Annotated in this window: 17 protein-coding genes; 11 read left to right on the top strand and 6 right to left on the bottom strand. The window is 71.3% G+C overall.

Annotation, left to right across the window (positions count from 1 at the left end; all coding sequences use genetic code 11):
• Positions 1-13 precede the first annotated feature (13 nt).
• The 7 genes from E1161_RS01330 to E1161_RS01300 are packed head-to-tail and all read left to right on the top strand — an operon-like array spanning position 14 to position 9525.
• The gene (locus tag E1161_RS01330) at positions 14-1408 is read left to right on the top strand and encodes a nitrate/nitrite transporter (RefSeq protein WP_132618625.1); all 1395 of its coding nucleotides are present in this window, start codon (positions 14-16) and stop codon (positions 1406-1408) included.
• Complete coding sequence (locus E1161_RS01325) at positions 1401-3476, top strand: molybdopterin oxidoreductase family protein (RefSeq protein WP_132618623.1); 2076 nt, start codon at positions 1401-1403, stop codon at positions 3474-3476. The genes E1161_RS01330 and E1161_RS01325 overlap by 8 nt, the downstream gene beginning before the upstream one ends.
• Positions 3473-4885, top strand: coding sequence for an FAD-dependent oxidoreductase (locus E1161_RS01320; protein WP_132618621.1), 1413 nt, complete (start codon positions 3473-3475; stop codon positions 4883-4885). The genes E1161_RS01325 and E1161_RS01320 overlap by 4 nt, the downstream gene beginning before the upstream one ends.
• Positions 4882-7401: a nitrite reductase large subunit NirB gene (gene nirB / locus E1161_RS01315; protein WP_132618619.1), complete on the top strand. Its 2520-nt coding sequence runs from the start codon at positions 4882-4884 to the stop codon at positions 7399-7401. The genes E1161_RS01320 and nirB overlap by 4 nt, the downstream gene beginning before the upstream one ends.
• Positions 7398-7721, top strand: a complete 324-nt coding sequence (gene nirD, locus E1161_RS01310; RefSeq protein WP_132618617.1) for a nitrite reductase small subunit NirD — start codon at positions 7398-7400, stop codon at positions 7719-7721. Before nirB ends, nirD begins: the two co-directional genes overlap by 4 nt.
• On the top strand, positions 7718-8857 hold the full coding sequence (locus E1161_RS01305; protein WP_132618615.1) for a uroporphyrinogen-III synthase: 1140 nt from the start codon (positions 7718-7720) through the stop codon (positions 8855-8857). Before nirD ends, E1161_RS01305 begins: the two co-directional genes overlap by 4 nt.
• Positions 8854-9525, top strand: a complete 672-nt coding sequence (locus E1161_RS01300; protein ID WP_235874698.1) for a sirohydrochlorin chelatase — start codon at positions 8854-8856, stop codon at positions 9523-9525. The genes E1161_RS01305 and E1161_RS01300 overlap by 4 nt, the downstream gene beginning before the upstream one ends.
• A gap of 95 nt (positions 9526-9620) precedes the next feature.
• On the opposite strand, the gene E1161_RS01295 is transcribed toward E1161_RS01300, so the two are convergent.
• Positions 9621-9884 carry a hypothetical protein gene (locus tag E1161_RS01295; protein ID WP_132618611.1) on the bottom strand — a complete coding sequence of 88 codons (264 nt, stop codon included), beginning with the start codon at positions 9882-9884 and terminating at the stop codon, positions 9621-9623.
• A gap of 43 nt (positions 9885-9927) precedes the next feature.
• Here E1161_RS01295 and E1161_RS01290 point away from each other — a divergent pair, with 43 nt between their 5' ends.
• Together E1161_RS01290 and E1161_RS01285 are read left to right on the top strand one after the other, a co-directional pair.
• Positions 9928-10176: a hypothetical protein gene (locus E1161_RS01290; RefSeq protein ID WP_235874697.1), complete on the top strand. Its 249-nt coding sequence runs from the start codon at positions 9928-9930 to the stop codon at positions 10174-10176.
• 17 nt (positions 10177-10193) lie between these two features.
• Positions 10194-14612, top strand: coding sequence for a cation-translocating P-type ATPase (locus tag E1161_RS01285; protein WP_132618609.1), 4419 nt, complete (start codon positions 10194-10196; stop codon positions 14610-14612).
• A gap of 120 nt (positions 14613-14732) precedes the next feature.
• Here the strand turns inward: E1161_RS01285 and E1161_RS01280 are convergent, their stop codons facing one another.
• A complete protein-coding gene (locus tag E1161_RS01280; protein WP_235874696.1) occupies positions 14733-15683 on the bottom strand; it encodes an EamA family transporter in 951 nt (316 codons plus the stop codon).
• A 333-nt stretch (positions 15684-16016) separates the two neighbouring features.
• Between E1161_RS01280 and acnA the strand changes: the two genes are divergently transcribed.
• Positions 16017-18815: an aconitate hydratase AcnA gene (acnA, locus tag E1161_RS01275; protein WP_132618605.1), complete on the top strand. Its 2799-nt coding sequence runs from the start codon at positions 16017-16019 to the stop codon at positions 18813-18815.
• Positions 18816-19033: 218 nt separating this feature from the next.
• Here acnA and E1161_RS01270 read toward each other — a convergent pair whose 3' ends face one another.
• Both E1161_RS01270 and E1161_RS28270 read right to left on the bottom strand, forming a co-directional pair.
• Positions 19034-19627, bottom strand: a complete 594-nt coding sequence (locus tag E1161_RS01270) for a class I SAM-dependent methyltransferase (protein WP_235874695.1) — start codon at positions 19625-19627, stop codon at positions 19034-19036.
• A 347-nt stretch (positions 19628-19974) separates the two neighbouring features.
• Positions 19975-20109, bottom strand: a complete 135-nt coding sequence (locus E1161_RS28270) for a hypothetical protein (protein ID WP_268951358.1) — start codon at positions 20107-20109, stop codon at positions 19975-19977.
• Between the two features lie 333 nt (positions 20110-20442).
• Between E1161_RS28270 and E1161_RS01265 the strand changes: the two genes are divergently transcribed.
• Entirely contained in the window at positions 20443-21099 is a 657-nt protein-coding gene (locus tag E1161_RS01265) for a TetR/AcrR family transcriptional regulator (RefSeq protein ID WP_132618603.1), read from the top strand.
• On the opposite strand, the gene E1161_RS01260 is transcribed toward E1161_RS01265, so the two are convergent.
• Positions 21096-22436: a uracil-xanthine permease family protein gene (locus E1161_RS01260; protein ID WP_132618601.1), complete on the bottom strand. Its 1341-nt coding sequence runs from the start codon at positions 22434-22436 to the stop codon at positions 21096-21098. The two genes, E1161_RS01265 and E1161_RS01260, sit on opposite strands and share 4 nt — an antisense overlap.
• A gap of 109 nt (positions 22437-22545) precedes the next feature.
• Positions 22546-23544 carry a TIGR03842 family LLM class F420-dependent oxidoreductase gene (locus tag E1161_RS01255; RefSeq protein WP_132618599.1) on the bottom strand — a complete coding sequence of 333 codons (999 nt, stop codon included), beginning with the start codon at positions 23542-23544 and terminating at the stop codon, positions 22546-22548.
• Position 23545: the final 1 nt, after the last annotated feature.

The raw sequence follows: 23545 nt of genomic DNA, 5'->3' as shown, positions 1-23545 counted from the left end.
GAGAGGAGCCGCGTTGACCACGAGCGCACGGGCCCCGAGAGGCCGCTGGATCGAGGGTTGGGACCCCGAGGACGAGGACCTCTGGGAATCCACCGGCAAGCACGTCGCACGCCGGAACCTCATCTTCTCGATCATCTCCGAGCACATCGGCTTCTCCGTCTGGAGCATCTGGTCGGTCCTGGTGCTGTTCATGGGCCCGGACATCGGCCTGCCCTTCACCCCTTCCGAGAAGTTCCTGCTGGTGATCACGCCGAACCTGGTGGGCGCGGTGCTGCGGTTGCCCTACGCGGCGGCGGTGACCCGCTTCGGCGGACGCAACTGGACGATCTTCAGCTCGGTGGCGCTGCTGGTGCCGGCCGGACTGGCCTTCCACTTCGTGCAGCAGCCGGGAACTCCGCTGTGGGTGTTCATGCTCATCGGCGCCACCGCCGGTGTCGGCGGCGGCAACTTCGCCTCGTCGATGACCAACATCACGATCTTCTTCCCGCAGCGGTTGCAGGGCTGGGCGCTGGGGCTCAACGCCGGTGGCGGCAACATCGGTGTCGCCACCATCCAGGTGGTCGGCCTGCTGGTGATCGCCTTCGCCGGCAACACGCACCCGTCGTACGTGGCGGCGATCTACCTGCCGCTGATCGCGGTGTCGGCTGTGTGCGCGGCGCTGTTCATGGACAACGTCGACGCGATCAAGGCCAAACCGGGTGCGCTGCTGGAGGCGTGCGCCAGCAGGCACACCTGGTGGATCTCCTCGCTGTACGTGGGCACCTTCGGTTCGTTCATCGGCTACAGCTTCGCGTTCGGGCTGGTGCTGCAGACCGAGTTCGGCTTCACCCCGTTGCAGGCGGCGAGCTGGACGTTCCTGGGCCCGCTGATGGGTTCGCTGTCGCGGCCGCTGGGCGGCTGGCTGGCCGACCGGATCGGCGGTGCTCGGGTGACGGCGTGGAACTTCGTGCTGATGGCCCTCGGCGTCGCGGTGCTGCTGGTGGCCTCGGCGCAGGGCTCGCTCGGGTTGTACGTCACGGCGTTCATCGCGCTGTTCCTGCTGACCGGGCTCGGCAACGGCTCGACCTACAAGATGATCCCGGCGGTCTACGCCGCCGAGGCCGAGGACGAGGTCACCTCCGGTGGCGAGGCCGCGGCGGCCTTCGCGAAGGCGCGGCGGCTCTCGGGTGCGGTGATCGGCATCGCCGGGGCGATCGGCGCGCTCGGCGGGGTGGGCATCAACCTGGCGTTCCGCGCCTCCTACGGCGGTGCGGCGGCCAGCGGTGACGCGGCGCTGGCGGTGTTCCTCGCCTACTACGTGGTGTGCGTGCTGGTGACCTGGGCGGTGTACCTGCGGGGTTCGCTCAAGCCGGGGCAGACCCCGCTGCGGGCGGCGGAGAAGCGGACCGCGGAGGCCGGCCGTGCCTGAGGTCCGCACCGTGGCCACCCACTGCCCGTACTGCGCTCTGCAGTGCGGCACCCGGCTCACGCGCGAGCGGCGCGGGGTTTCGGTGCGACCCACGGACTTCCCGGTCAACCGCGGCGGGCTGTGCCAGAAGGGCTGGACCGCTCCGGCGCTGCTGGACGTCCCCGACCGGTTGCGCCACCCGATGCTGCGCCGCGACGGCGAGCTCGTCCGGGTGTCCTGGGAGACCGCGTTCGACACGATCGCGGCGCGCCTCGACGCCATCCGGGCCGAGCGCGGTCCCGACGCCATCGGGGTGTTCGGCGGTGGTGGGCTGACCAATGAGAAGGCGTACCTGCTGGGCAAGTTCGCACGGCTGGCGCTGGGCACGAGCCAGATCGACTACAACGGCCGGTTCTGCATGTCCTCGGCGGCGGCGGCCGGGACGGCGGCGTTCGGGCTGGACCGTGGGCTGCCGTTCCCGGTGACCGATCTCGGCGGCGCGGACGTGGTCCTGCTCGCCGGGGCCAACCCGGCGGAGACGATGCCGCCGCTGATGCAGCACCTGCGCTCGCCGGAGCTGATCGTCATCGACCCGCGCAGGACCGCAACGGCGGAGCAGGCGGCACTGCACCTGCAGCCGCTGCCGGGCACGGATCTCGCGCTGGCGCTGGGACTGCTGCACATCGCGGTGGCAGACGGCTTCAGCAACACCGCCTTCATCGGCGAGCGCACCCGCGACTTCGACGCCGCGTGGCAGCGCGCGATGTCGTGGTGGCCGGAGCGCGTCGAGCGCGTCACCGGGGTCCCGGTGTGCGAGCAGCGCCGGGCGGTGCGGATGCTCGCCGAGGCGGGCAGCGCCTACGTGCTCACCGGCCGGGGCGCCGAACAGCACAGCAAGGGCGTGGACACCGTTTCCGGGTTCATCAACCTCGCGCTGGTGCTGGGCCTCCCAGGGCGAGCGGGTGCCGGCTACGGATGCTTGACCGGCCAGGGCAACGGGCAGGGCGGTCGGGAGCACGGGCAGAAGGCCGACCAGCTGCCCGGCTACCGGATGATCACCGATCAGGCCGCGCGCGAGCACGTCGCCGAGGTCTGGGGCGTGCTGCCGGAGGTGCTGCCCGGTCCGGGTCGCTCGGCCTACGAGCTGCTCGACGCGCTGGGCACCTCGGACGGCCCGCGCGCGCTGCTGGTCTTCGGCTCCAACCCCGCGGTGTCGGCACCGCGCGCCGAGCACGTCGTCCGCCGGTTGCAGTCCCTGGACCTGCTGGTGGTGGCCGATTTCGTCCCCTCGGAGACCACCGAGCTGGCCGACGTGGTGCTGCCGGTGACCCAGTGGGCCGAGGAAGAGGGCACCATGACCAACCTGGAGGGCCGCGTCCTGCGGCGCCGCCGGTTGCAGGTGCCTCCAGGCCACGCGCGCAGCGACCTGGAGGTGCTGCGCGGCATCGCGACCCGGCTCGGCGAGCCCGGCCACCGCTACCCCACCACCGCGCGCGAGGTCTTCGACGAGCTGCGCCGCGCTTCGGCCGGCGGCAAGGCCGACTACTCCGGCATCAGCTACCAGCGCCTCGACGCCGGCGAAGCGCTGCACTGGCCGTGCCCGGACGGCGAACACCCCGGCACGCCGCGGCTTTTCCTCGACGGGTTCGCCCACGCCGACGGCCGGGCGAGGTTCGCGGCGGTCGAGCACCGCGATGCCGGCGACGTCCCGGCGGAGGAGTTCCCGCTGACCGCCACCACCGGGCGCGTGCTGGCGCAGTACCAGTCCGGTGCGCAGACGCGCCGCGTCGCCGAGCTCAACGACGCCGCGCCCGAGGTGTTCGTCGAGGTGCACCCGGACACCGCCACTCGCGCCGGGCTCGCCGAAGGCGCGCTGGCCCGGGTCTCCTCATCGCGCGGCAGCACGATCGCCGCGGTGCGGCTGGTACCGACGATGCGCACCGACACGGTGTTCCTCCCGTTCCACTTCCCCGGCGAGGGGCGCGCCAACCTGCTCACCGGGGACGCGCTGGACCCGCGCAGCCGGATGCCGGAGTTCAAGGTCAGCGCGGTGCGCATCGAACCCCACCGGGAGGTGGTGACGCCATGAGCACCGCGCTGCCCCTCAACCGCGTCGCCGGCCGGGTGGTCGTGGTCGGCAACGGCCCGGCCGCGCACCGGCTGGTCGAGCGGCTGCGCGCGCAGGGCCACGACGGCCCGATCACCGTGCTCGGCGCCGAGGGGCGCGGCGCCTACAACCGGGTGCTGCTCAGCTCGGTCCTCGACGGTTCGCTGTCGGCCGCCGCGGTGAGCCTGCCGGGTCTGGACGCCGAGGTGCACCAGGACGCCGTGGTGACCGACGTGGATCGCGCGCAGCGCTCGGTGCGCACCGCCGGCGGCCGCGAGTTCGGCTACGACGCGCTGGTGCTGGCCACGGGTTCACGACCGCTGGTGCCCGAGATCCTGGGATTGGGTGCCGACCAGCTCACCGCGCTGCGCACCCTCGCCGACTGCGCTCGTCTGGAGACCACGAGGGGTCCGGTCGCGGTGCTCGGCGGCGGGATGCTCGGGGTGGAGTCCGCGCGGGCGCTGCTGACCCGTGGCCGTCAGGTGACGCTGGTGCACCGCGAGCCGCACCTCATGGAGCGCCAGCTCGACGAAGCCGGCGGCCGGATCCTGGCAGAACGCCTGCGCGCGCTCGGTGTCGACGTCCGGACGGGTGTGAAGGCGACCGCGCACCGGTCCGGGACGCTGCTGCTCGGCGACGGTTCCGAAGTGCCCGCCGAGCTGGTGGTGGCCTGCACCGGGGTGTGGCCTGAGGTGGCGCTCGCGCAGCGCGCCGGGGTGTCGGTCAACCGCGGTGTGGTCGTCGACGACCAGCTGCGCACCAGCGACCCGCACGTCCACGCCATCGGCGACTGCGCCGAGCACCGGGGCGCCACGCCCGGTCTGGTGGCCTCGGCGTGGGAGCAGGCCGAGGTGCTGGCCGCGCACCTGACCGGGCGCGATGCCACCTACTGCGGAACACCGGTGGTGTCGCGGCTGCAGGCTCGCGGCATCGACCTGGCGTCGGTCGGATCGGTGCGCGCTCTCAGCTCCGCCGACGCCGAGATCGTCACGCTCTCGGACCCAGCGCGCGGCCGCTACGCCAAGCTCGCGCTGCACTCCGGGCGGATCTCCGGCGCGGTCCTGCTGGGCTTCCCGGCCGCGATCGCCGCGATCAGCCAGCTGCACGACCGCGACTTGCCGATGCCGGCCGATCGCCTGTCGCTGCTGCTGGGCACCCCCGCGGTGCCTGGCGCACCGGTGGAGCTGCCCGAGGACGCGGTGCTGTGCCGCTGCAACAACGTCACCAAGAAGTCCCTGATCAGCGCCTGGCACGCCGGTGCCCGCTCGGTCGCCGAACTGGCCAGGGCAACGCGGGCGACCACCGGCTGCGGTGGCTGCGTCGACGATGTCGGCCGGCTGTCCAGCTCCTTGGCGGATCGCATCGAATCAGAAAGGGAGGGCGCGGCATGACCCGCACGCTCGTCGTCGTCGGCCACGGGATGGTCGGCCACCGGCTCGTTGAAACGCTCCGCGAACGCGATGAGGCCAACACCTGGCGGATCGTCGTGCTCAGCGAGGAGCCACGCCCCGCCTACGACCGGGTGGCGCTGTCGTCCTACCTCGACGGCAAGAGCGCCGAGGACCTCAGCCTGACCGGCCAGGACGTCCTCGACGACCCGATGGTCGAGTTGCGCCTGAACACCGCGGTGACCGGTGTGGACACCGGCGCCCGCGCGGTGACGCTGGCCGACGGCGAGTCGCTGACCTACGACGCGCTGGTCCTGGCGACCGGGTCGGAGCCGTTCGTGCCGCCGGTGCCCGGTCACCGGCTTCCCGGCACGTTCGTCTACCGCACCATCGAGGACCTGGACGCGATCCGCGGTGCGGCCACCGAAGGCCGCGACGGCGTGGTCATCGGCGGTGGGCTGCTCGGTTTGGAGGCCGCGAACGCGTTGCGGCTGCTGGGAATGCGCCCGCACGTGGTGGAGATGGCCCCGAGGCTGATGCCGCTGCAGGTCGACGAGGGCGGCGGGCAGGTGCTGCGTGGTCTCGTCGAGGAGCTGGGCCTGACCATCCACGCCGGATCCGCCACCGCGTCGATCGACGGCGAGGAGCACGTCACCGGCGTCAGGCTCGCCGACGGCACCGTCATCGACACCGACCTGGTGGTGTTCTCCGCCGGGGTGCGTCCGCGCGACGAGCTCGCCGAGCTCGCCGGTGCGGCGCGCGGTGAGCGCGGTGGTTTCCTGGTCGACGAGGCGTGCCGCACCACCGTCGACGGGGTGTGGGCCATCGGCGAGTGCGCGGCGGTCGACGGCCGCTGCTACGGCCTGGTCGCGCCGGGATACGCCATGGCCGAGGGCGTCGCCGAACAGCTCCTGGAGCTGGGCGAGGGCACGTTCCCCGGTGCCGACACGTCGACGAAGCTCAAGCTCCTCGGCGTCGACGTCGCCAGCTTCGGTGACGCCCACGGCACCACCGAGGGCGCGCTGGAGGTCGTCTACGCCAACAACGCGGCTGGCACCTACGCCAAGCTGGTGCTCTCCGACGACGCCCGCGTGCTGCTGGGCGGTGTGCTGGTCGGTGACGCCGGCGCCTACGCGGTGCTGCGACCGCTGGTGGACCGCGAACTCCCCGCGCCGCCCGAGCAGCTGCTGCTGCCCGCCGGATCCGGTGCGGACTCCGGTGCGCTGCCCGACGACGCCACGGTGTGCTCCTGCAACAACGTCACCAAGGGCCGGATCACCTGCGCCATCGCCGAGCACGGGCTCACCGAGGTCGGCGAAGTCAAGTCCTGCACCAAGGCGGGCACCAGCTGCGGTTCGTGCGTGCCGATGCTCAAAACGCTGCTCACCGACTGCGGCGTGGCGACGTCCAAGGCGCTGTGCGAGCACTTCGGCCAGTCGCGGGCGGAGCTGTTCGAGATCGCGCAGGCCACCGGTATCGGATCGTTCTCCGAACTGATCACCAAGCACGGGACGGGACGCGGCTGCGACATCTGCAAGCCCGCAGTGGCCTCGATCCTGGCCAGCCTCGGCAACGGTCACATCCTCGACGGCGAGCAGGCCGCGCTGCAGGACACCAACGACCGGTTCCTGGCCAACATCCAGCGCAACGGCACCTACTCGGTGGTGCCGCGCATCCCCGGCGGCGAGATCACTCCGGACAAGCTCATCGTGCTCGGCGAGGTGGCCAAGGAGTTCGGCCTCTACACCAAGATCACCGGTGGCCAGCGAATCGACCTGTTCGGCGCGCGGGTGGAGCAGCTGCCGGAGGTCTGGAAGCGTCTGGTGGACGCCGGTTTCGAATCCGGTCACGCCTACGGCAAGGCGCTGCGGACCGTGAAGTCCTGCGTCGGGAACGACTGGTGCCGCTACGGCGTGCAGGACTCGGTGAGCATGGCGATCCGGCTGGAGCTGCGCTACCGGGGCCTGCGCTCACCGCACAAGCTCAAGTCGGCGGTGTCGGGCTGCGCCCGCGAGTGCGCGGAGGCTCGCGGCAAGGACTTCGGCGTCATCGCCACCGACAAGGGCTGGAACCTCTACGTCGGCGGCAACGGTGGGTTCACCCCGCGCCACGCCGAGCTGCTCGCCGCCGACCTCGACGACGAGCGGTTGATCCAGCTCATCGACCGGTTCCTGATGTTCTACGTGCGCACCGCCGACCGGTTGCAGCGCACCTCGGCGTGGGTGGAATCGCTCGACGGCGGCCTGGAGCACCTCAAGGACGTCATCGTCGAGGACTCCCTCGGCATCGCCGGCGAGTTGGAAGCCGCGATGCGGCGCCACGTCGACACCTACTCCGACGAGTGGGCGGGAGTGCTCGCCGACCCGGGCAAGCTCTCCCGGTTCGTGTCCTTCGTCAACGCTCCGGACGCCCCGGACCCCACCATCCGCTTCATCTCGGAGCGCGGTCAGGTCCGGCCGGGCCCGGTGGTCCTGCCGATGCCCTCGATCAGCTCCCACACCCAGGAGGTCCACTCGTGAACTGGCACCAGATCTGCGACATCGACCTGCTGCTGCCCGAGTACGGCGTTCCGGTGCTCGTGGGCGACCACCCGGTGGCAGTGTTCCGCACCCACGACGACCAGCTGTTCGCGGTGGGCAACGTCGACCCGTACTGCGGGGCCGGGGTGATCAGCCGCGGCATCGTCGGCGACCGGGCGGGCGAGCCCACCGTGGCCTCCCCGATGCTCAAGCAGGTGTTCTCGCTGCGCACCGGGCAGTGCCTGGACGATCCCGGAACGCGGCTGCCGGTGTTCCCGGTGCGGCGGCGCGCGGCGTTGGTGGAGGTCGCGCTCCCTTGAGCGAAGAACTCACCGGCTACACCGTCGCCGTGACCGCGGCCAGGCGGGCGGACGAGCTCGGCACCCTGCTCGAACGACGTGGTGCCCGGGTCGTGCACGGACCGGCGCTGCGGATCCTGCCGCTGTCCGACGACACCGAACTGCGGCGGGTCACCGACGCCTGCATCGCGCAGCCGCCCGATGCCGTGGTCGCCACCACCGGTATCGGGTTCCGAGGCTGGGTGGAGGCCGCCGACGGCTGGGGCGTGGGAACGGAGTTGCTCGCGGCGCTGGCCCCTGCTCGGCTGCTGGCCCGCGGTCCGAAGGCGCGAGGCGCGGTGCGGGCGGCCGGGTTGCCCGACCCGTGGTCACCGGACTCGGAGTCCTCGGCGGAGCTGCTGGAGAACCTGCTCGGCGGACCGCTGGAGGGCTTGCGGATCGCGGTGCAGCTGCACGGCCAGCCGCTGCCGGACTTCGTCGAGGCCCTGGAGTGCGCCGGGGCGGAGGTCATCGAGGTCCCGGTGTACCGGTGGGCGGCCCCGGCCGACATCACCGCGCTGGAGAACCTGCTGTCCGCGGTGTGCGCGCAGCAGATCGACGCGGTGACCTTCACCAGCGCACCCGCAGCGGCGAGCCTGCTGTCGCTGGCCGCCGAGCGCGGCTGCCGCGAGGAACTGCTGACCGCGCTGCGCGGCCCGGTGCTGGCGGCCTGCGTGGGTCCGGTGACGCACGCGCCGCTGGCCGATCACGGCGTGGCGGCGGTGATCCCGGAACGCTTCCGCATCGGCGCGTTGGTGCGCGCGCTGTCCGAGGCGCTGCCGATGCGCTCGCCGACGCTGCCGGTGGCAGGTCACGACCTCCAGCTGCGCGGGCACGCGGCCATCCTCGACGGTGAGGTCAAACAGCTGTCCCCGCAGGGCAAAACGTTGCTGCGGGCGTTGGCCGAACGACCGGGCCGGGTGGTCTCGCGGCGGGCGCTGGCCGAGGCGCTGCACTGCGCCGGAGGGACCGCCGACGAGCACGCGGTCGAGCAGGCCGTGGCCCGGCTGCGCTCGGCGCTGGGCGCGCCGCAGCTGGTGCAGACCGTGATCAAACGCGGATACCGACTTCCGCTGGAACCGATGAGGGACTCCCCGCGATGCGCCGATGCGCTGTGAACCCGCCGTTGCTGCTGGTCGCCCACGGAACCCGCGACCCAGGGGGTCCGCGGGTGGTCGAGGAGCTGGCCGAGGCCGCCTCGGCACGCCTGGACGTGCCGGTGCACGTCGGCTACGTCGACGTCATCGGCCCGACCGTGGCCGAAGCGCTGGCGTCCGCTCCCGGTCCGGTCGTGGCGCTGCCCGCGTTCCTGGCGGCCGGCTACCACGTGCGCGTCGACCTGCCCGCGCAGATCCGCGCCACCGGCCGCGAGGACGTGACGATCACCGAACCGCTGGGTCCGGCACCGGAGATCACCGCGGCGCTGCTGGACCGGCTGCGCGCAGCCGGGTGGCGGCCGGGCGACCGGGTGCTGTTCTCCGCGGCGGGTTCCTCGGACGAGCGCGCGCTGTCGGACGTGCGCGCCGCCGCACGGTTGCTGGGTCGGCGCTGCGGGCAGTGGCTCACGCCCAGCTACATCACCACGGCGAGCCCGGCCACCGATGCGGTGTGCGCGCCGGGTCATTTCATCGCGCCTTACCTGCTGGCACCTGGACTGTTCCACCGCCGCCTCGCCGACCTCCGAGTCGCCGGGGTCGCCGATCCGATCGGCGTCCACCCGGCGGTGATCGAGCTCGTCGCCCAGCGCTACCGCGCCGCCGTGCGCGACGACGTCTACGCGGCCTGATCGACCGCGGAGGGTGCCGGCAGTCCGCTCACCTGGTCTGTTCACCCGACATCCATGCTCCGTTCGTCGTAGCATTGGTTGCGCCGTCGGTTCCGCTAGGAGGTCGTCGCCATGCCCAGCAACAGCACCGGATCCGCGCAGCCAGGCCGGAGGCGTCCGACGTCGGAGCACGGCCGCACGACCGGCAGGACGCCCTCGAGCACCGAGTCACCCACGACCGGCAGGACATCCTCGAGCACCGAGTCACCCACGACCGGCAGGACATCCTCGAGCACCGAGTCACCCACGACCGGCAGGACATCCTCGAGCACCGAGTCACCCACGACCGGCAGGACGCCCTCGAGCACCGAGTCACCCACGACCGGCAGGACATCCTCGACCTCATCAGGTGCTTCGATTCCCGTGCCGTACGTGACCGCGCAGCTGCACACCACGAACATCCCGCTGCCTGGGATCCCCGGCCGCAACGAGGTCGCCTCGACGGTGACCGCCGTGCGCGGGGCGCTCCCCTCCCGCGACCAGCTGCTGTTCTACGGCGGGCTGACGGCGGCAGCGGCGCTGAGCGTCATCGAGTGGCCCGTCGCCGCCGCGATCGGCATCGGAGCGGCCGTGGTGCAGCGCAACGCGCACCAGGGCGACGAGTCGGACTGACCACGCTGGGGGCGCCGATGCTGCGTTGGCTGCTGTCGCAAGCCACCGAAGTCGCCGCACCGGTGCTGCAGGCTGCCCGCGCGGCCACCACCTCGCCCGGTGACCGCCGGACCTGGCGCGGACGCGAACGCAGCCACCTGGAGATGCGGGGTGCGCACCTCCCCGGCAACGACGACGCCGTCCGCGAGGTGAAGCGCCGGCTGAGCGAGCTCGCCGGGGTGCGCAGCGCCGAGGTCAACGGGGTGCTCGGGCGCGTGGTCGTCGAGCACGACCCCGAACTGCCCGACCTCACCGAACCCTCGCGGATCATCGCCGAGGTCGAGAGCGGTTTCGGCCTGGGAGACCAGGACGTGGCGCCGCGCAGCGAGCGGCACCCGGGCAACGCCGAGGCCGTGCTGCGCGACGCCGGCGCCTTGGCGGTCGGCGTGCTGGGCCTGGGCTACGCGGGACTGGGCGCGCTCCTTCCCGGCCGCTTGGTGTCGCCGCTGGTGCCCGCGGCGGTGTCGCTGGTCGACTCGGTGCCGTGGATGCGCGGTGGCCTGCAGCGCGTGGTCGGGCGCGGACCGCTGGACCTGGCGCTGGCGCTCGGCGGGGCGGCCGGGCAGGGCCTGTCCGGGAGTCCGCTGGGTGCGCTGACCGATCTGTGCGGACGCTTCTGCTCCGCGCGCGAGACGCTCGCGCGCAACCAGGCCTGGCAGCACTGGGAGGACGCGCTGCCGCACGCCTGCCCCGCGCTCGCGCACCGGCCTCGCCCCCGCCCGGTTCCCGACGGTCCCGTGGAACGGGTCGCCAACGCATCGGGTGGCGCGGCGCTGGGCGGTGCGGTGACCGCCTACGCGCTGTCGCGCGCTCCGCAACGCGCGCTGGCGGCGCTGCTGGCCGCGGTTCCCAAGCCCGCCGCCGGCGGGCGCGAGGCGTTCGCCACGACGTTGAGCACGTCGCTGGCCTCGCGGGGAGCGCTCGTCCTGGAACCGGACGCGCTGCGGCTGCTGGACCGCGTGGACGCGGTCGTCTTCGACTCCCCAGCCCTGCTGACCGGACGGCGCGTGGTCGACTCGGTGATCCCGTTGGACGACGGCGGGGAATCCTCGGAGCTGTTCACCCGCGCGGGTGAGCTCGTCGACCCCGCCGATCCCGTCGCCCACCGCAGCAGCGGGAACTGGTCGGTCGCCCCGCTGGACGAGTTGGACCACCCGCTGGAGGCCCGGCGTGCGGCGGAGGCCGAAACCGCTTGTGGTGCGACGGTTCTCGGTCTGGTCCACGATGGACGGACGGTGGCTCTCGTGGTGGTCGCCGACGAGCTCGACCCGCTCGCCGAAGCCCTGGTCGACACCGCCCGATCAGTCGCCGCCGAGGTGCTCGTGACCGGGTCCGGGATGGAGCGCCGGCTGCCCGTCGACGGGTCGGTGCCGGGCGGTTCCGAGCTGGCCGACTCGGTGCGCGCACTGCAAGATGACGGCGCCGTCGTCGCGGTGGTCTCGCACCTCGACGGCGACGGCCTGGCCGCCGCGGACCTGGGCATCGGTCTGTCCCCATCGGACCCCGCAGCCTGGGCCGCGGACGTGATCTGCCCGAGCGCCGCGGTGCTCGACCTGCTGCTGGGCTCGGCCGGGGAGGCTCGGGCGGCGAGCAGGTACGCAGCGGGCATCTCGGCGGCGGGAGCGCTCCTGGGTGCGCTGTTCGCCGCGTTCGGCCCGGCCTCCGGCGCCCCCGCCCGCGCTTCGATGCCGGTGCACGCCGCGACGTTGGCGGCCTACGCAACCGGCGCCTGGGTCGCCCTCCGCGTCACCACCAGACCACCGCCGCTCCCCCGCGAACGCACGCCGTGGCACGCGATGCCCACCACCACCGTCCTGTCCACACTGGACACATCTGAGCAGGGGCTCGCGGCGTCCTCCGCCGCCGAGCGACACCGCCCACCAGACGACGGTCACGCTCCGGTGGGCGTGTTCGCGGCGACCGTCGAGGGGTTGATCACCCCGATCACGCCGGTGTTGGGCGCAGGCGCGGTGATCTCCGCGGGTCTCGGGTCGGTCGTCGACGCCGGGCTGATCTGCGGAGTGCTGCTGGCGAGTGCGCTCATCGACGGCGTCCAGCGCGCCGCCACCGACCGCGAGCTCGCCAAGCTGCTGTCCTCCGGGCGGACACCGGCGCGGCGACGCCGAGGAGGCAACACCGAGATCGTCTCGTCCGACGAGCTCGTCCCCGGCGACGTCGTCGAACTGCGCGCGGGCGACGGCGTTCCGGCGGACTGCCGGTTGCTGTCGGTGGAGTCGCTGGAGGTCGACGAGTCCGGGTTGACCGGCGAATCCCACCTCGTCACCAAGACCGCCGCACCCACCACCGCGCCCGCGGTCGCCGACCGCACCAGCATGCTCTACCGGGGCACGGTGATCGCCAGCGGTACCGGGCTCGCGGTGGCGGTCGCGGTCGGTTCGCACACCGAGCTGGGCCGCACCACCGCCCAGGTCACCGGGACCGACGATGCGACCGGTGTCGAAGCGAGGCTGGCGGAGCTGACCAAGAAGGTGCTGCCGGTCTCCATAGGCGCGGGCGCGCTGCTGTTCGCGTCCGACCTGCTGCGCGGGGTGCCGATGGGCCAGACCGTGGCGCGGTCGGTCGGTCTGGCGGTGGCCGCGGTGCCCGAGGGCTTGCCGTTCGTGGCGACCCTGGCCGAGCTCGCCGCGGCGCGTCGCATGTCCAAGCGCGGCGTGCTGGTGCGCAGCCCCGCCACCATCGAGGCGCTCGGCCGGGTCGACGCGCTGTGCTTCGACAAGACCGGCACGCTCACCCAGGGCCGGATCGCGCTCGGCGAGGTCTCCGACGGCCGCGACTCCCGGGGCGTGCACGAGCTGCAGAGCGCGCACCGGGAGGTCGTGACCGCCGCCCTGCGCGCCACCCCGCGCCCGCAGGACGACCACCCGCTGCCGCACCCGACCGACCGCGCGGTGCTCGACGGCGCCTGCGAGATCGGGCTGACCGCCGACGGCGAGGTGCTGGCCGAGCTGCCCTTCGAACCGTCGCGCGGTTTCCACGCCGTGCACACCGACCGACTGCTGTCGGTCAAGGGCGCCCCCGAAGTGGTGCTGGACAAGTGCACGAGCTGGCGGCGGAACGGGGCGTCGCGCTCGTTCGACACCGAGGCCCGCGCCGACGTCGAGACCGAGGTCGAACACCTGGCACTGCGCGGTTTCCGGCTGCTGGCGGTCGCCGAGCGCCGGGTGGGCGAGGACTACGCGCTCACCGAGTCCGATGTGGACGAGCTCGAACTCGTCGGTCTGCTCGGCCTGGCCGATCCGGTGCACGCCACCGCGGCGGATGCCGTGGAACAGCTGGGCCGCGCGGGCGTGGACGTCATCATGATCACCGGTGATCACCCCAGCACCGCCGAGGCCATCGCCGCCGAGCTGGGGATGCTAGGCGACAAGAGGGTGCTGGCCGGAGCCGATCTCGACGAGCTCGACGACGAGCAGCTGGCGGGCGAGGCATCCAAGATCGCGGTGTTCGCGCGGGTCACCCCGGCGCAGAAGGCGCGCATCGTCCGCTGCCTGCGGGACGCAGGTCGGGTGGTGGCCATGACCGGCGACGGCGCCAACGACGTGCCCGCGATCAACCTCGCGCACGTCGGGATCGCGTTCGGTTCGGGCGCCACGGCGGCGGCCCGCGACGCCGCCGACCTGGTGGTCGCCGACGACCGCATCGAAACGCTCACCGACGGCATCGTCGAGGGCCGGGGCATGTGGACGTCGGTGCGCGAAGCGCTCGCGGTGCTGCTCGGCGGCAACCTCGGCGAGATCGGCTACGCGCTGGGCACCGGGCTGATCAGCCCGTCGGCCGCGCTCAACGCCCGGCAGCTGCTGGTGGTCAACATGCTCACCGACGTGCTGCCCACGATCGCCATCGCGGTACGACCACCGGCCGACCGGACCCCCGAGAAGCTGCTGGCCGAAGGACCGGAGGCATCGTTGGGCACCGCACTGGCGCGCGAGGTGGGCGCGCGGGCCGTGGCCACCGCCTCGGCGGCGGGCCTCGCCTGGACCTTGACCCGACCGCTGGCCACCGCCGCGCAGGCCCGCACGGCCGGTCTGGTGGCGCTGGTGTCGGCTCAGCTGGCGCAGACGCTGACCTCGCGCGGGCGCACGCCGCTGGTGGTGCTGGCCGCGGCGGGCTCGGTGCTGGTGCTGTTCGCACTGGTGCAGCTGCCCGGGGTCAGCCAGTTCTTCGGCAGCAGCCCGCTGCTGCCGCACCAGTGGGCCATCGCGCTCGGCGTTTCGGTGGCCGTCGCTCTGGCGATGCGGGTGTGGCAGACGTGGCCGGTGGGACGCTCGATCCTGCCCGACCTGCGGAATTGGGCGCGGGTTCACCCGGCGGCCACCTGGCTTCCGAACCGAGCTAACCCGCTTGCCCCAGAGTCGGAGGCGTCGAAGCACCACTGATTGGGACGAGGACGCCACCGATGCCCGCATTCCTGACGACCATCCTCACCGCCGCGGCCATCGCGTTGATCGAGACGCTGGTCGTGCACCTGGTCAGGTCAGCGCTGCGCACCGCCTGAGTCACGGCGCCGGCGAACCGACCGGACCGGCCGGCGCACGCGCGTCGCGATCGAAGGGCGCGGCGCGTTGCGCGACGCAAGCGCCGATGAGCACCAGCGCACCGCCCACCAGTTGCGGCGGTCCCAACGCCTCCGCCAGCAGCACCCACGCCAGCAGCGTGGCCACCACCGGTTCGAGGAACGCCACGCCGCCGGCGACCTGCGGGGACAGCAGGCGCACGGCGACGATCCCGGTGAGGTAGGCCAGCACGGTGGTCCCGACGACGACCCACCCGACGGCGACCACCGCCGGGACGTGGTGCCCGGCCAGCTCGACACGACCCGCCAGCAGCGCGAAGTCCACCTCCCAGGGCCGTGCGATCGCGGTGACCACCACGGCGCCCACCAGCAGGCCGAAGCCGGCCAGCGCGAAGGGGTCGACCTCCGCCGTCGAATCCGAAAGCAGGAAGTAGGTGGCTTGGCACGCCGCGGCTCCCAGGCCCAGCAACAGACCCAGCGGGTTGAAGATCAGCCCCGAGAACAGCTCGACCACGCACGCCAGGCCCACCACCGCCAGCAGCACGCCGATCACCGCGGAGCGGCTCACCGGTGCGCGGCGGACGAACCGGATCCAGCCCAGCACCAGCACCGGACCCAGGAACTCGATCAGCAGCGCCACGCCGACCGGGATGGTCGCGATCGCGGCGAAGTAGCAGACCTGGACCCCGGCGACGGAGAACAACCCGTAGCCGAGGATCAAGCGCGGGGCACGGCGCAGCACCGGCAGGTGGCGCAGCAGGACCGGCAGCAGGAGCAGCGCTCCCCCAGCCAGCCGCAACCAGGCCACGTGCAGTGGGCTCAGCCCGGCGTTGATCAGCGGTTTGGCGAACGGCCCCGATCCGCCGAAGAAGATCGCAGAGGCCACGGCCACGGGCAGGCCGACGGCGCGGGGATCATGGGCCGGTGAGCGCACGGGCACATCGAAGCACGCCGGACCGAACTCCGGTACTGGCGTGCCACACCGCCGAAGGGCGCCACTTCCGCGCTCACGAGGTCCGCTGGGCGAACATTCGGCCCACATGATGTTCCACCATCGGAATCGCCGCTTCCCGCGGTGGAAACACTCGCGCTTTTTGACGGAAGTGCGCATAAGCGATCGACAGTCAGGTCACCCTTTGTTGAGCGGCTTTATAGGACACGCGTACTGTTAGCGGTGAAGAGCGCGAGTCCTCGCGCACGCTCAGCTGACGTGCGCGAGACTCGCAATCGTTCCCGAACTTGCGCCCGTCGCGAGATGGAGTTGAACGTGACTGCACCTGCGAGCAAGGACAGCTTCGGCGCACGCGGCACGCTGAACGTCGGCGACGCCTCTTACGAGGTGTTCCGACTCAGCGCCGTCGAAGGTGCCGAGCGGCTGCCCTACAGCCTCAAGATCCTCCTGGAAAACCTGCTGCGCACCGAAGACGGTGCCAACATCACCGCCGACCACGTGCGCGCGCTGGCCGGCTGGGAGTCCAAGGCGGAACCCGCCACCGAGATCCAGTTCACCCCCGCCCGGGTGATCATGCAGGACTTCACCGGCGTGCCCTGCGTCGTTGACCTCGCCACCATGCGTGAGGCCGTCGCCGACCTCGGCGGTGACACCTCCAAGGTCAACCCGCTGGCGCCGGCCGAGCTGGTCATCGACCACTCGGTGATCATCGACGTGTTCGGCCAGCCCGACGCCTTCGAGCGCAACGTCGAGTTCGAGTACAGCCGCAACAAGGAGCGCTACCAGTTCCTGCGCTGGGGCCAGGGCGCCTTCGACGAGTTCAAGGTCGTCCCGCCGGGCACCGGCATCGTGCACCAGGTCAACATCGAGCACCTGGCCCGCACCGTGATGTCGCGCAACGGCCAGGCCTACCCCGACTCCTGCGTCGGCACCGACTCGCACACCACCATGGTCAACGGCCTGGGCGTGCTGGGCTGGGGCGTCGGCGGCATCGAGGCCGAAGCCGCGATGCTCGGCCAGCCCGTGTCGATGCTCATCCCGCGCGTCGTCGGCTTCAAGCTCACCGGTGAGATCCCGGCCGGTGCCACCGCGACCGACGTGGTCCTCACGATCACCGAGATGCTGCGCAAGCACGGCGTCGTCGGCAAGTTCGTCGAGTTCTACGGGTCCGGAGTGGCCTCGGTGCCGCTGGCCAACCGCGCCACCATCGGCAACATGAGTCCGGAGTTCGGCTCCACCGCGGCGATCTTCCCGATCGACGAGGAGACCCTCCGCTACCTCAAGCTCACCGGCCGTCCGGCCGACCAGGTCGCCCTGGTCGAGACCTACGCCAAGGAGCAGGGCTTGTGGCACGACGCCGACCACGAGCCGGAGTACTCCGAGTACCTCGAGCTCGACCTGTCGACCGTCGTCCCCTCGATCGCCGGCCCGAAGCGCCCGCAGGACCGCATCGCGGTCTCCGCGGCCAAGCAGTCCTTCCGCGCCGCGCTCACCGACTACGCCACGGCGCCCACCGATGACGCGGCCTTGGACGAGGCTGGCGAGGAGTCCTTCCCCGCCAGCGACCCGGCGTCGATCAGCCCGCACGCCCAGCCCGAGCTGATCTCGGCCGCCAACGGCTCCAACGGCCGGATCTCCAAGCCGGTCAAGGTCTCCTCCGAGGAGCTGGGCGAGTTCGAGCTCGACCACGGTGCCGTGGTGATCGCCTCGATCACCTCCTGCACCAACACCTCGAACCCGTCGGTGATGCTGGGTGCCGCGCTGCTCGCGCAGAAGGCCGTCGACAAGGGCCTGACCCGCAAGCCGTGGGTGAAGACCTCCATGGCCCCGGGCTCGCAGGTCGTCACCGACTACTACGAGAGGGCCGGCCTCTGGCCGTACCTGGAGAAGCTCGGCTTCCACCTGGTCGGTTACGGCTGCACCACCTGCATCGGCAACTCCGGCCCGCTGCCGGAGGACGTCTCCGCCGCGGTGCAGGAGAACGACCTCAGCGTCACCTCGGTGCTGTCGGGCAACCGGAACTTCGAAGGCCGGATCAACCCCGACGTCAAGATGAACTACCTGGCCTCGCCGCCGCTGGTCATCGCCTACGCCCTCGCGGGCACGATGGACTTCGACTTCGAGAACGACCCGCTGGGCAACGACACCGAGGGCAACCCGGTCTACCTCCGCGACATCTGGCCGACGCCGCAGGAGGTCCAGCAGACCATCGACTCGGCGATCACCAACGAGATGTTCACGTCCTCCTACCAGGACGTGTTCGAGGGCGACGAGCGCTGGCGCGCCCTGCCCACCCCGGAGGGTGAGACCTTCGAGTGGGACGAGCAGAGCACCTACGTCCGCAAGCCCCCGTACTTCGAGGGCATGCAGATGGACCCGGCTCCCATCACCGACATCTCCGGCGCCCGCGTGCTGGCGATGCTGGGCGACTCGGTCACCACCGACCACATCTCCCCTGCCGGTGCCATCAAGCCGGACTCCCCCGCGGGAAAGTACCTCTCCGACCACGGCATCGACCGCAAGGACTTCAACTCCTACGGTTCCCGCCGAGGCAACCACGAGGTGATGATCCGCGGCACCTTCGCCAACATCCGGCTGCGCAACCTGCTGCTGGACGACGTGCAGGGCGGCTACACCCGGGACTTCACCCAGGAAGGCGCTCCGCAGGCGTTCATCTACGACGCCGCGCAGAACTACGCCGCGCAGAACACCCCGCTGGTCGTGCTGGGCGGCAAGGAGTACGGCTCCGGTTCGTCGCGCGACTGGGCCGCCAAGGGCACCCGCCTGCTGGGCGTGCGCGCCGTCATCGCCGAGTCCTTCGAGCGCATCCACCGCTCGAACCTCATCGGCATGGGCGTCATCCCGCTGCAGTTCCCGGAGGGTTCCTCGGCGAAGTCGCTGGGCCTGGACGGCACCGAGACCTTCGACTTCTCCGGCATCACCAAGCTCAACGACGGTGACACCCCGGAGACGGTGAAGGTCACCGCCACCAAGGCCGACGGCTCCCAGGTGGAGTTCGCCGCCAAGGTCCGCATCGACACCCCCGGTGAGGCCGACTACTACCGCAACGGCGGCATCCTGCAGTACGTCCTCCGCAAGATGATCCGCTCCTGATCCCCTGCTTTATCCTGGCAGGACATTGAAGAACGGGCCCGGCTGGAGTCACAAGCTCCTGTCGGGCCCGTTCTTTCGTGCTCCGGGAGCCGAGGCTTATGTATGCCAATACACGACACGTCGGCTGTCCTCACCAGAAGACGTGTCAGAACCCGCGGCGGCGCAAGTGCCTTAGGTGGGGTGAAGAGAAACCGGCTTCGCCGGTTGCCTGACGTGGGTCAGGGGAGGTTCGGCCTGCGGCAGACGTAAGTCCTTGCCGGGGGAACGTTGCGCCAGACGGTGCGTGAGGTGATGACCTCGTCGAAGCTGACGTCGAGGCGGCGACGGAACTGGCGGGCGCCGGACATGCCCAGGGCGTGCAGGTAGGCGAAGGTCGTGAAGGCACCGCCGGGGGTGAGCACCGAGCCGACCTGCTGCAGGATGTCGTGCTGGAGCTTGGCCGGGAAGATCGACCACGGCAGGCCGCTGACCACGGCGTCGACCCGATCGATGCCTGCGGCCGACAGCAGGGCTCCCAGGTGCGAGGCGTCTCCCTGAACGACCTCCAGCCACGGAAGTGCCCGGTTGAGGTGTTCGACCATGCCCGGGTCCAGTTCGATCGCCACGTGCCGACCGCCCGCGGGAAGCCGGTTGGCGATGGCCGAGCTCAAGGCACCCGTGCCGGGGCCGAGCTCGACGACCACGGGACTGCCGGTGCGCGGCACCACCGAGGCGATCTCGCGAGCCAGGTGCGGCGAGCTGGGTGCGACGGCACCGACCTGGCCGGGTTTGCTCACCGCGCGCTGCAGGAAGGTCCGGTAGTTCTGCAGCACCGACGCGCCCCCTCGTCCGCTCCCCGGCCCCGCAACGGGCGTCGTCGGGGTGTCCGGGCTGCTGGGCGTGTGTGGAGAGGTCACGGATGCCTTCCCGATCGGTGTAGCCGGTCGTTGGTGCTCACCAGCCTATCGGGCGATCTGCGACCGGGCGCACAGCAGTGCCGCACACCACGGGACGCGAGGAGGAAGATCAGGAATTCCGCAATTCACCGGGAGGTGCTCGACCGGTCGCGGAAAAGGGGCGCGGAATTGCGCCGGAACCTGTAACGAAGTGCGTTCCAAGAACGATTGAAAAGCCTCACGGGCTTGTCCCGAGTGGGATCAAGCCCGTGCGCGCGCTTACCTCAGGCGGTCTGCCCGGTGGGCTCGATGACCCGGTCCGGGGTCTCGTCCGAACGCCTGACCCAGCTGGTCAGCGCTCCGGCCGCACCCAGAAGAACGATCGCCTCGGCCGCCAGGGCCATCCACACCGTTGCCACTCACTTGCCTCCCTTCCACTGTCCGCCCCGCCTTCCGAACGCGCGCACGCACATACCCGCCCAGGCGGGTCGATCGGAAGGAGGTTTGGGTTATAACCCGGTACGGACCAATCTTACGGCTGTGTTTCGGGACTTCCCAAACCAGGCAGATGTAATGTGCACGACACTCGAACAGTCGACCGCCACAGCCACCAAGTCAGCCACGTTCGTGTGAAAGTCGCAGGTAGTGCGATCGTTCGCCTCGCGAATCAAAATGGACGCCGCTCTTCCTCTTAACGGAGTACCCGGCATGCGACAATCCGCGCGAAGCACAACAGGGCCGAATCGAGGATCATGACCACCGAAACGACGCCGCGACTGCGCGCAGACGCACGCCGAAACCGGGACCGGATCATCACCGCCGCCCAGGCCGTGTTCACCGAACGCGGTACCGAGGTACCCATGGAGGAAGTCGCCCGAGCCGCCGGTGTCGGTGTCGGCACCCTCTACCGCCGCTTCCCCGATCGGGACTCGCTGATCCGGGCCGTCGCCCACGACGCGTTCAGCTCTGTGCTGGAAGACACCCGCGCGACCATCGAGCAGGAGCCCGATGCGTGGCGTGCGCTCAGCCAGATCCTGCACCGCGGCATGGCGCTGCGCACCGTGGTCCGGTTGACGGTCCTGTCCTCCAGGGCGCGGGCGCTCATCAACGCAGACCCCAACACCGAGGCCGTGAACAACGAGTTCATGGCGCTGGTCGACGACCTGGTGAAGCGGGCCCAGGCCGACGGGACGCTGCGCGCCGACATCAGCACCGGCGACATCGCCGTGCTGAGCTCGCTGGCGCTGCAGGGCGTGCAAGCGCTGCCCGAGGAGCTGCGCACCGTGGCCCCGGCCCGCTACATCGCGGTGCTGCTCGACGGGTTGCGCGCGGACAACAGCCGTCCGCTGCCCGGCCGCCCGATCTCCGCGCAGGAGGTCGTGGTCCGCACCCCGGAGGTGGACGTCTAGCTCCTGCGGGCCATGCTCATGCGCAGCAGGTGGTGGCCGATCAGCGTCACCACCGTGCCCAAGGCGATGCCGCTGAACTCGAACGACGGGGTGATCTGCAACGACACCCCGCCGATGCCGGTGACCAGTCCGGCGGCCAGCGGCAGCAGGTTGACCGGGTCGGCGAAGTCCACCCGGTTCGCCACCCAGATCTTGGCGCCGAGCAGGCCGATCATGCCGTAGAGCACCACGGTGATACCGCCGAGCACCCCACCCGGTGTGGCGGCGATGACCGCGCCGAACTTCGGGCACAACCCGAAGGCGATGGCCACGATCGCGGCCACCCAGTACGCGGCGGTCGAGTACACGCGGGTGGCGGCCATGACGCCGATGTTCTCCGCGTAGGTGGTGGTCGGCGGGCCGCCGACGGCGCTGGACAGCGCGCTGGCGAACCCATCGGCGAAGATCGCGCGGCCGAGGCTGCCGTCGAGCTCGCTGCCGGTCATCTGCTCCACGGCCTTGACGTGCCCGGTGTTCTCGGCGATGAGCGCGATGACGGCCGGGAGCACGACGATGATCGCGGCCAGGTCGAACGAGGGCGCGTGGAACTGCGGCAGCCCGAACCAGGGCGCGTCGGCCACACCGCTGAGGTCCAGCCTCGGGTGGGTGCTGACGTTGCCGTCAGCGTCCGGCGCGGTGATCGGGCCGAAGGCCACGTCGAACGCCCACGACAACGCGTACCCGCCGGCGAGGCCGAGGAAGACCGCGATGCGCCCCCAGAACCCGCTCAGCAGCACGCTGGCCGCGAGCACGATCACCATGGTGATCAGCGCGACCCACTGGTCCTGCGGCCAGTAGGTCTCGGCGACCACGGGCGCGAGGTTGAAGCCGATCAGCATGACCACCGCGCCTGAGACCGCCGGCGGCAGCATCCGGTGGATCGCCGCCGTCCCCGCGAAGTGCACGATCAACCCGACCGCACCCAGCACGAGCGCGCAGACCAGGATCGCGCCTGTGACCGCCGAGCTGTCCCCGCCGCCGGCGCGGATGACGGTCACTGCCCCGACGAACGAGGCGCTGGAGCCGAGGTAGCTGGGGATCTTGCCCTGCACGATGAGCAGGAACAGGATCGTCGCCACTCCCGAAACCATGATCGCCAGGTTCGGGTCCAGTCCCATCAGGACCGGGAAGACGAAGGTGGCTCCGAACATCGCCACCACGTGCTGAGCACCGAGCCCGATCGTCCGGCCCCACGAGAGCCGTTCGTCCGGTGCGACGGCTTCACCGGGTTGCGGCGTCCCTCCGTCGCCGTGCAGTCGCCAGCCGATGCCCAGCTTGGAGCCCAGTCCTTGCCGCATGCGAGCCTTCCTGTTCCACCCGCTGCGCGGGACCGCTAGATCGAGCGGAACTCTACAAACCGGCACCCGTGTGACGACCGCCGCAGCCTGCGGAACCACGCGGATCACATCAGGCGAGGAGCGGGATGATCTCCTCGCCGTAGGCGCGCACGGTGTCGTCGATCGCGTCGTGCATGGCGTAGACGGCGAACTGGTCCACGCCGATCTCGCGGAGCTCGGCGAGCCGATCCACGTGCGCGTCGGCCGGTCCGAGCAGGCAGAACCGATCGACGATCTCGTCGGGAACGAACTCGGTGCTCTGGTTGCTCGCCCGGCCGTGGTGCGAGTAGTCGTAGCCACCGCGGTTCTTGACGTAGTCGGTGAGCGCAGCTGGTACGGCCTGCCCGGCGTCGCCGTAGCGGGCGACGAGGTCGGCGACGTGGTTGCCGACCATGCCGCCGAACCACCGGCACTGCTCGCGCGCGTGCGCGAGGTCGCCACCGACGTAGGCCGGAGCCGCGACGCACACCGTGACCTCCCCCGGCTCTCGTCCCGCCCGCTCCGCCGCGTCGCGGACGTGCTCGACCATCCACCGGGTCAAGTACGGGTCGGCGAGTTGCAGGATGAACCCGTCTGCCTGGCGCCCGGCCAGTTCCAGGGCTCTCGGCCCGTAGGCGCCCATCCACACCGGCAGTCGACCCTCGCGGACCCACGGAAGCCGGACCGGAGTGTCGTTCACCAAGGCTTCGCGACCTTCAGCGAGGTCCCTGATCACTCCCATCGCCTTGCCGAGAGTGGCCAGGGTGGCGGGTTTTCCGCCGGTGACGCGCACCGCGGAATCACCGCGGCCGATGCCGCAAACGGTGCGCGGCCCGAACATGTCGTTGAGGGTGGCGAACAGCGACGCGGTCACCGTCCAGTCCCGGGTGCTGGGGTTGGTCACCATCGTTCCGACGCGCAACCGCCGAGTGGCGGCGAGCACCCGGCTGTAGATGACGAACGGCTCCTGCCACAGCACGCAGGAGTCGAACGTCCAGCCGTGGGCGAACCCCAGTTCCTCCGCCTGGCGCATCCGGTCGACGAGCACCGATGCGGGCGGGTCGGTCTGCAGCACGAGTCCGAACTCCATG

It is taken from the genome of Saccharopolyspora aridisoli, from assembly GCF_004348445.1.
GTDB classification, from domain to species: domain Bacteria; phylum Actinomycetota; class Actinomycetes; order Mycobacteriales; family Pseudonocardiaceae; genus Saccharopolyspora; species Saccharopolyspora aridisoli.
This window is presented reverse-complemented; position numbering and strand designations above follow the sequence as displayed.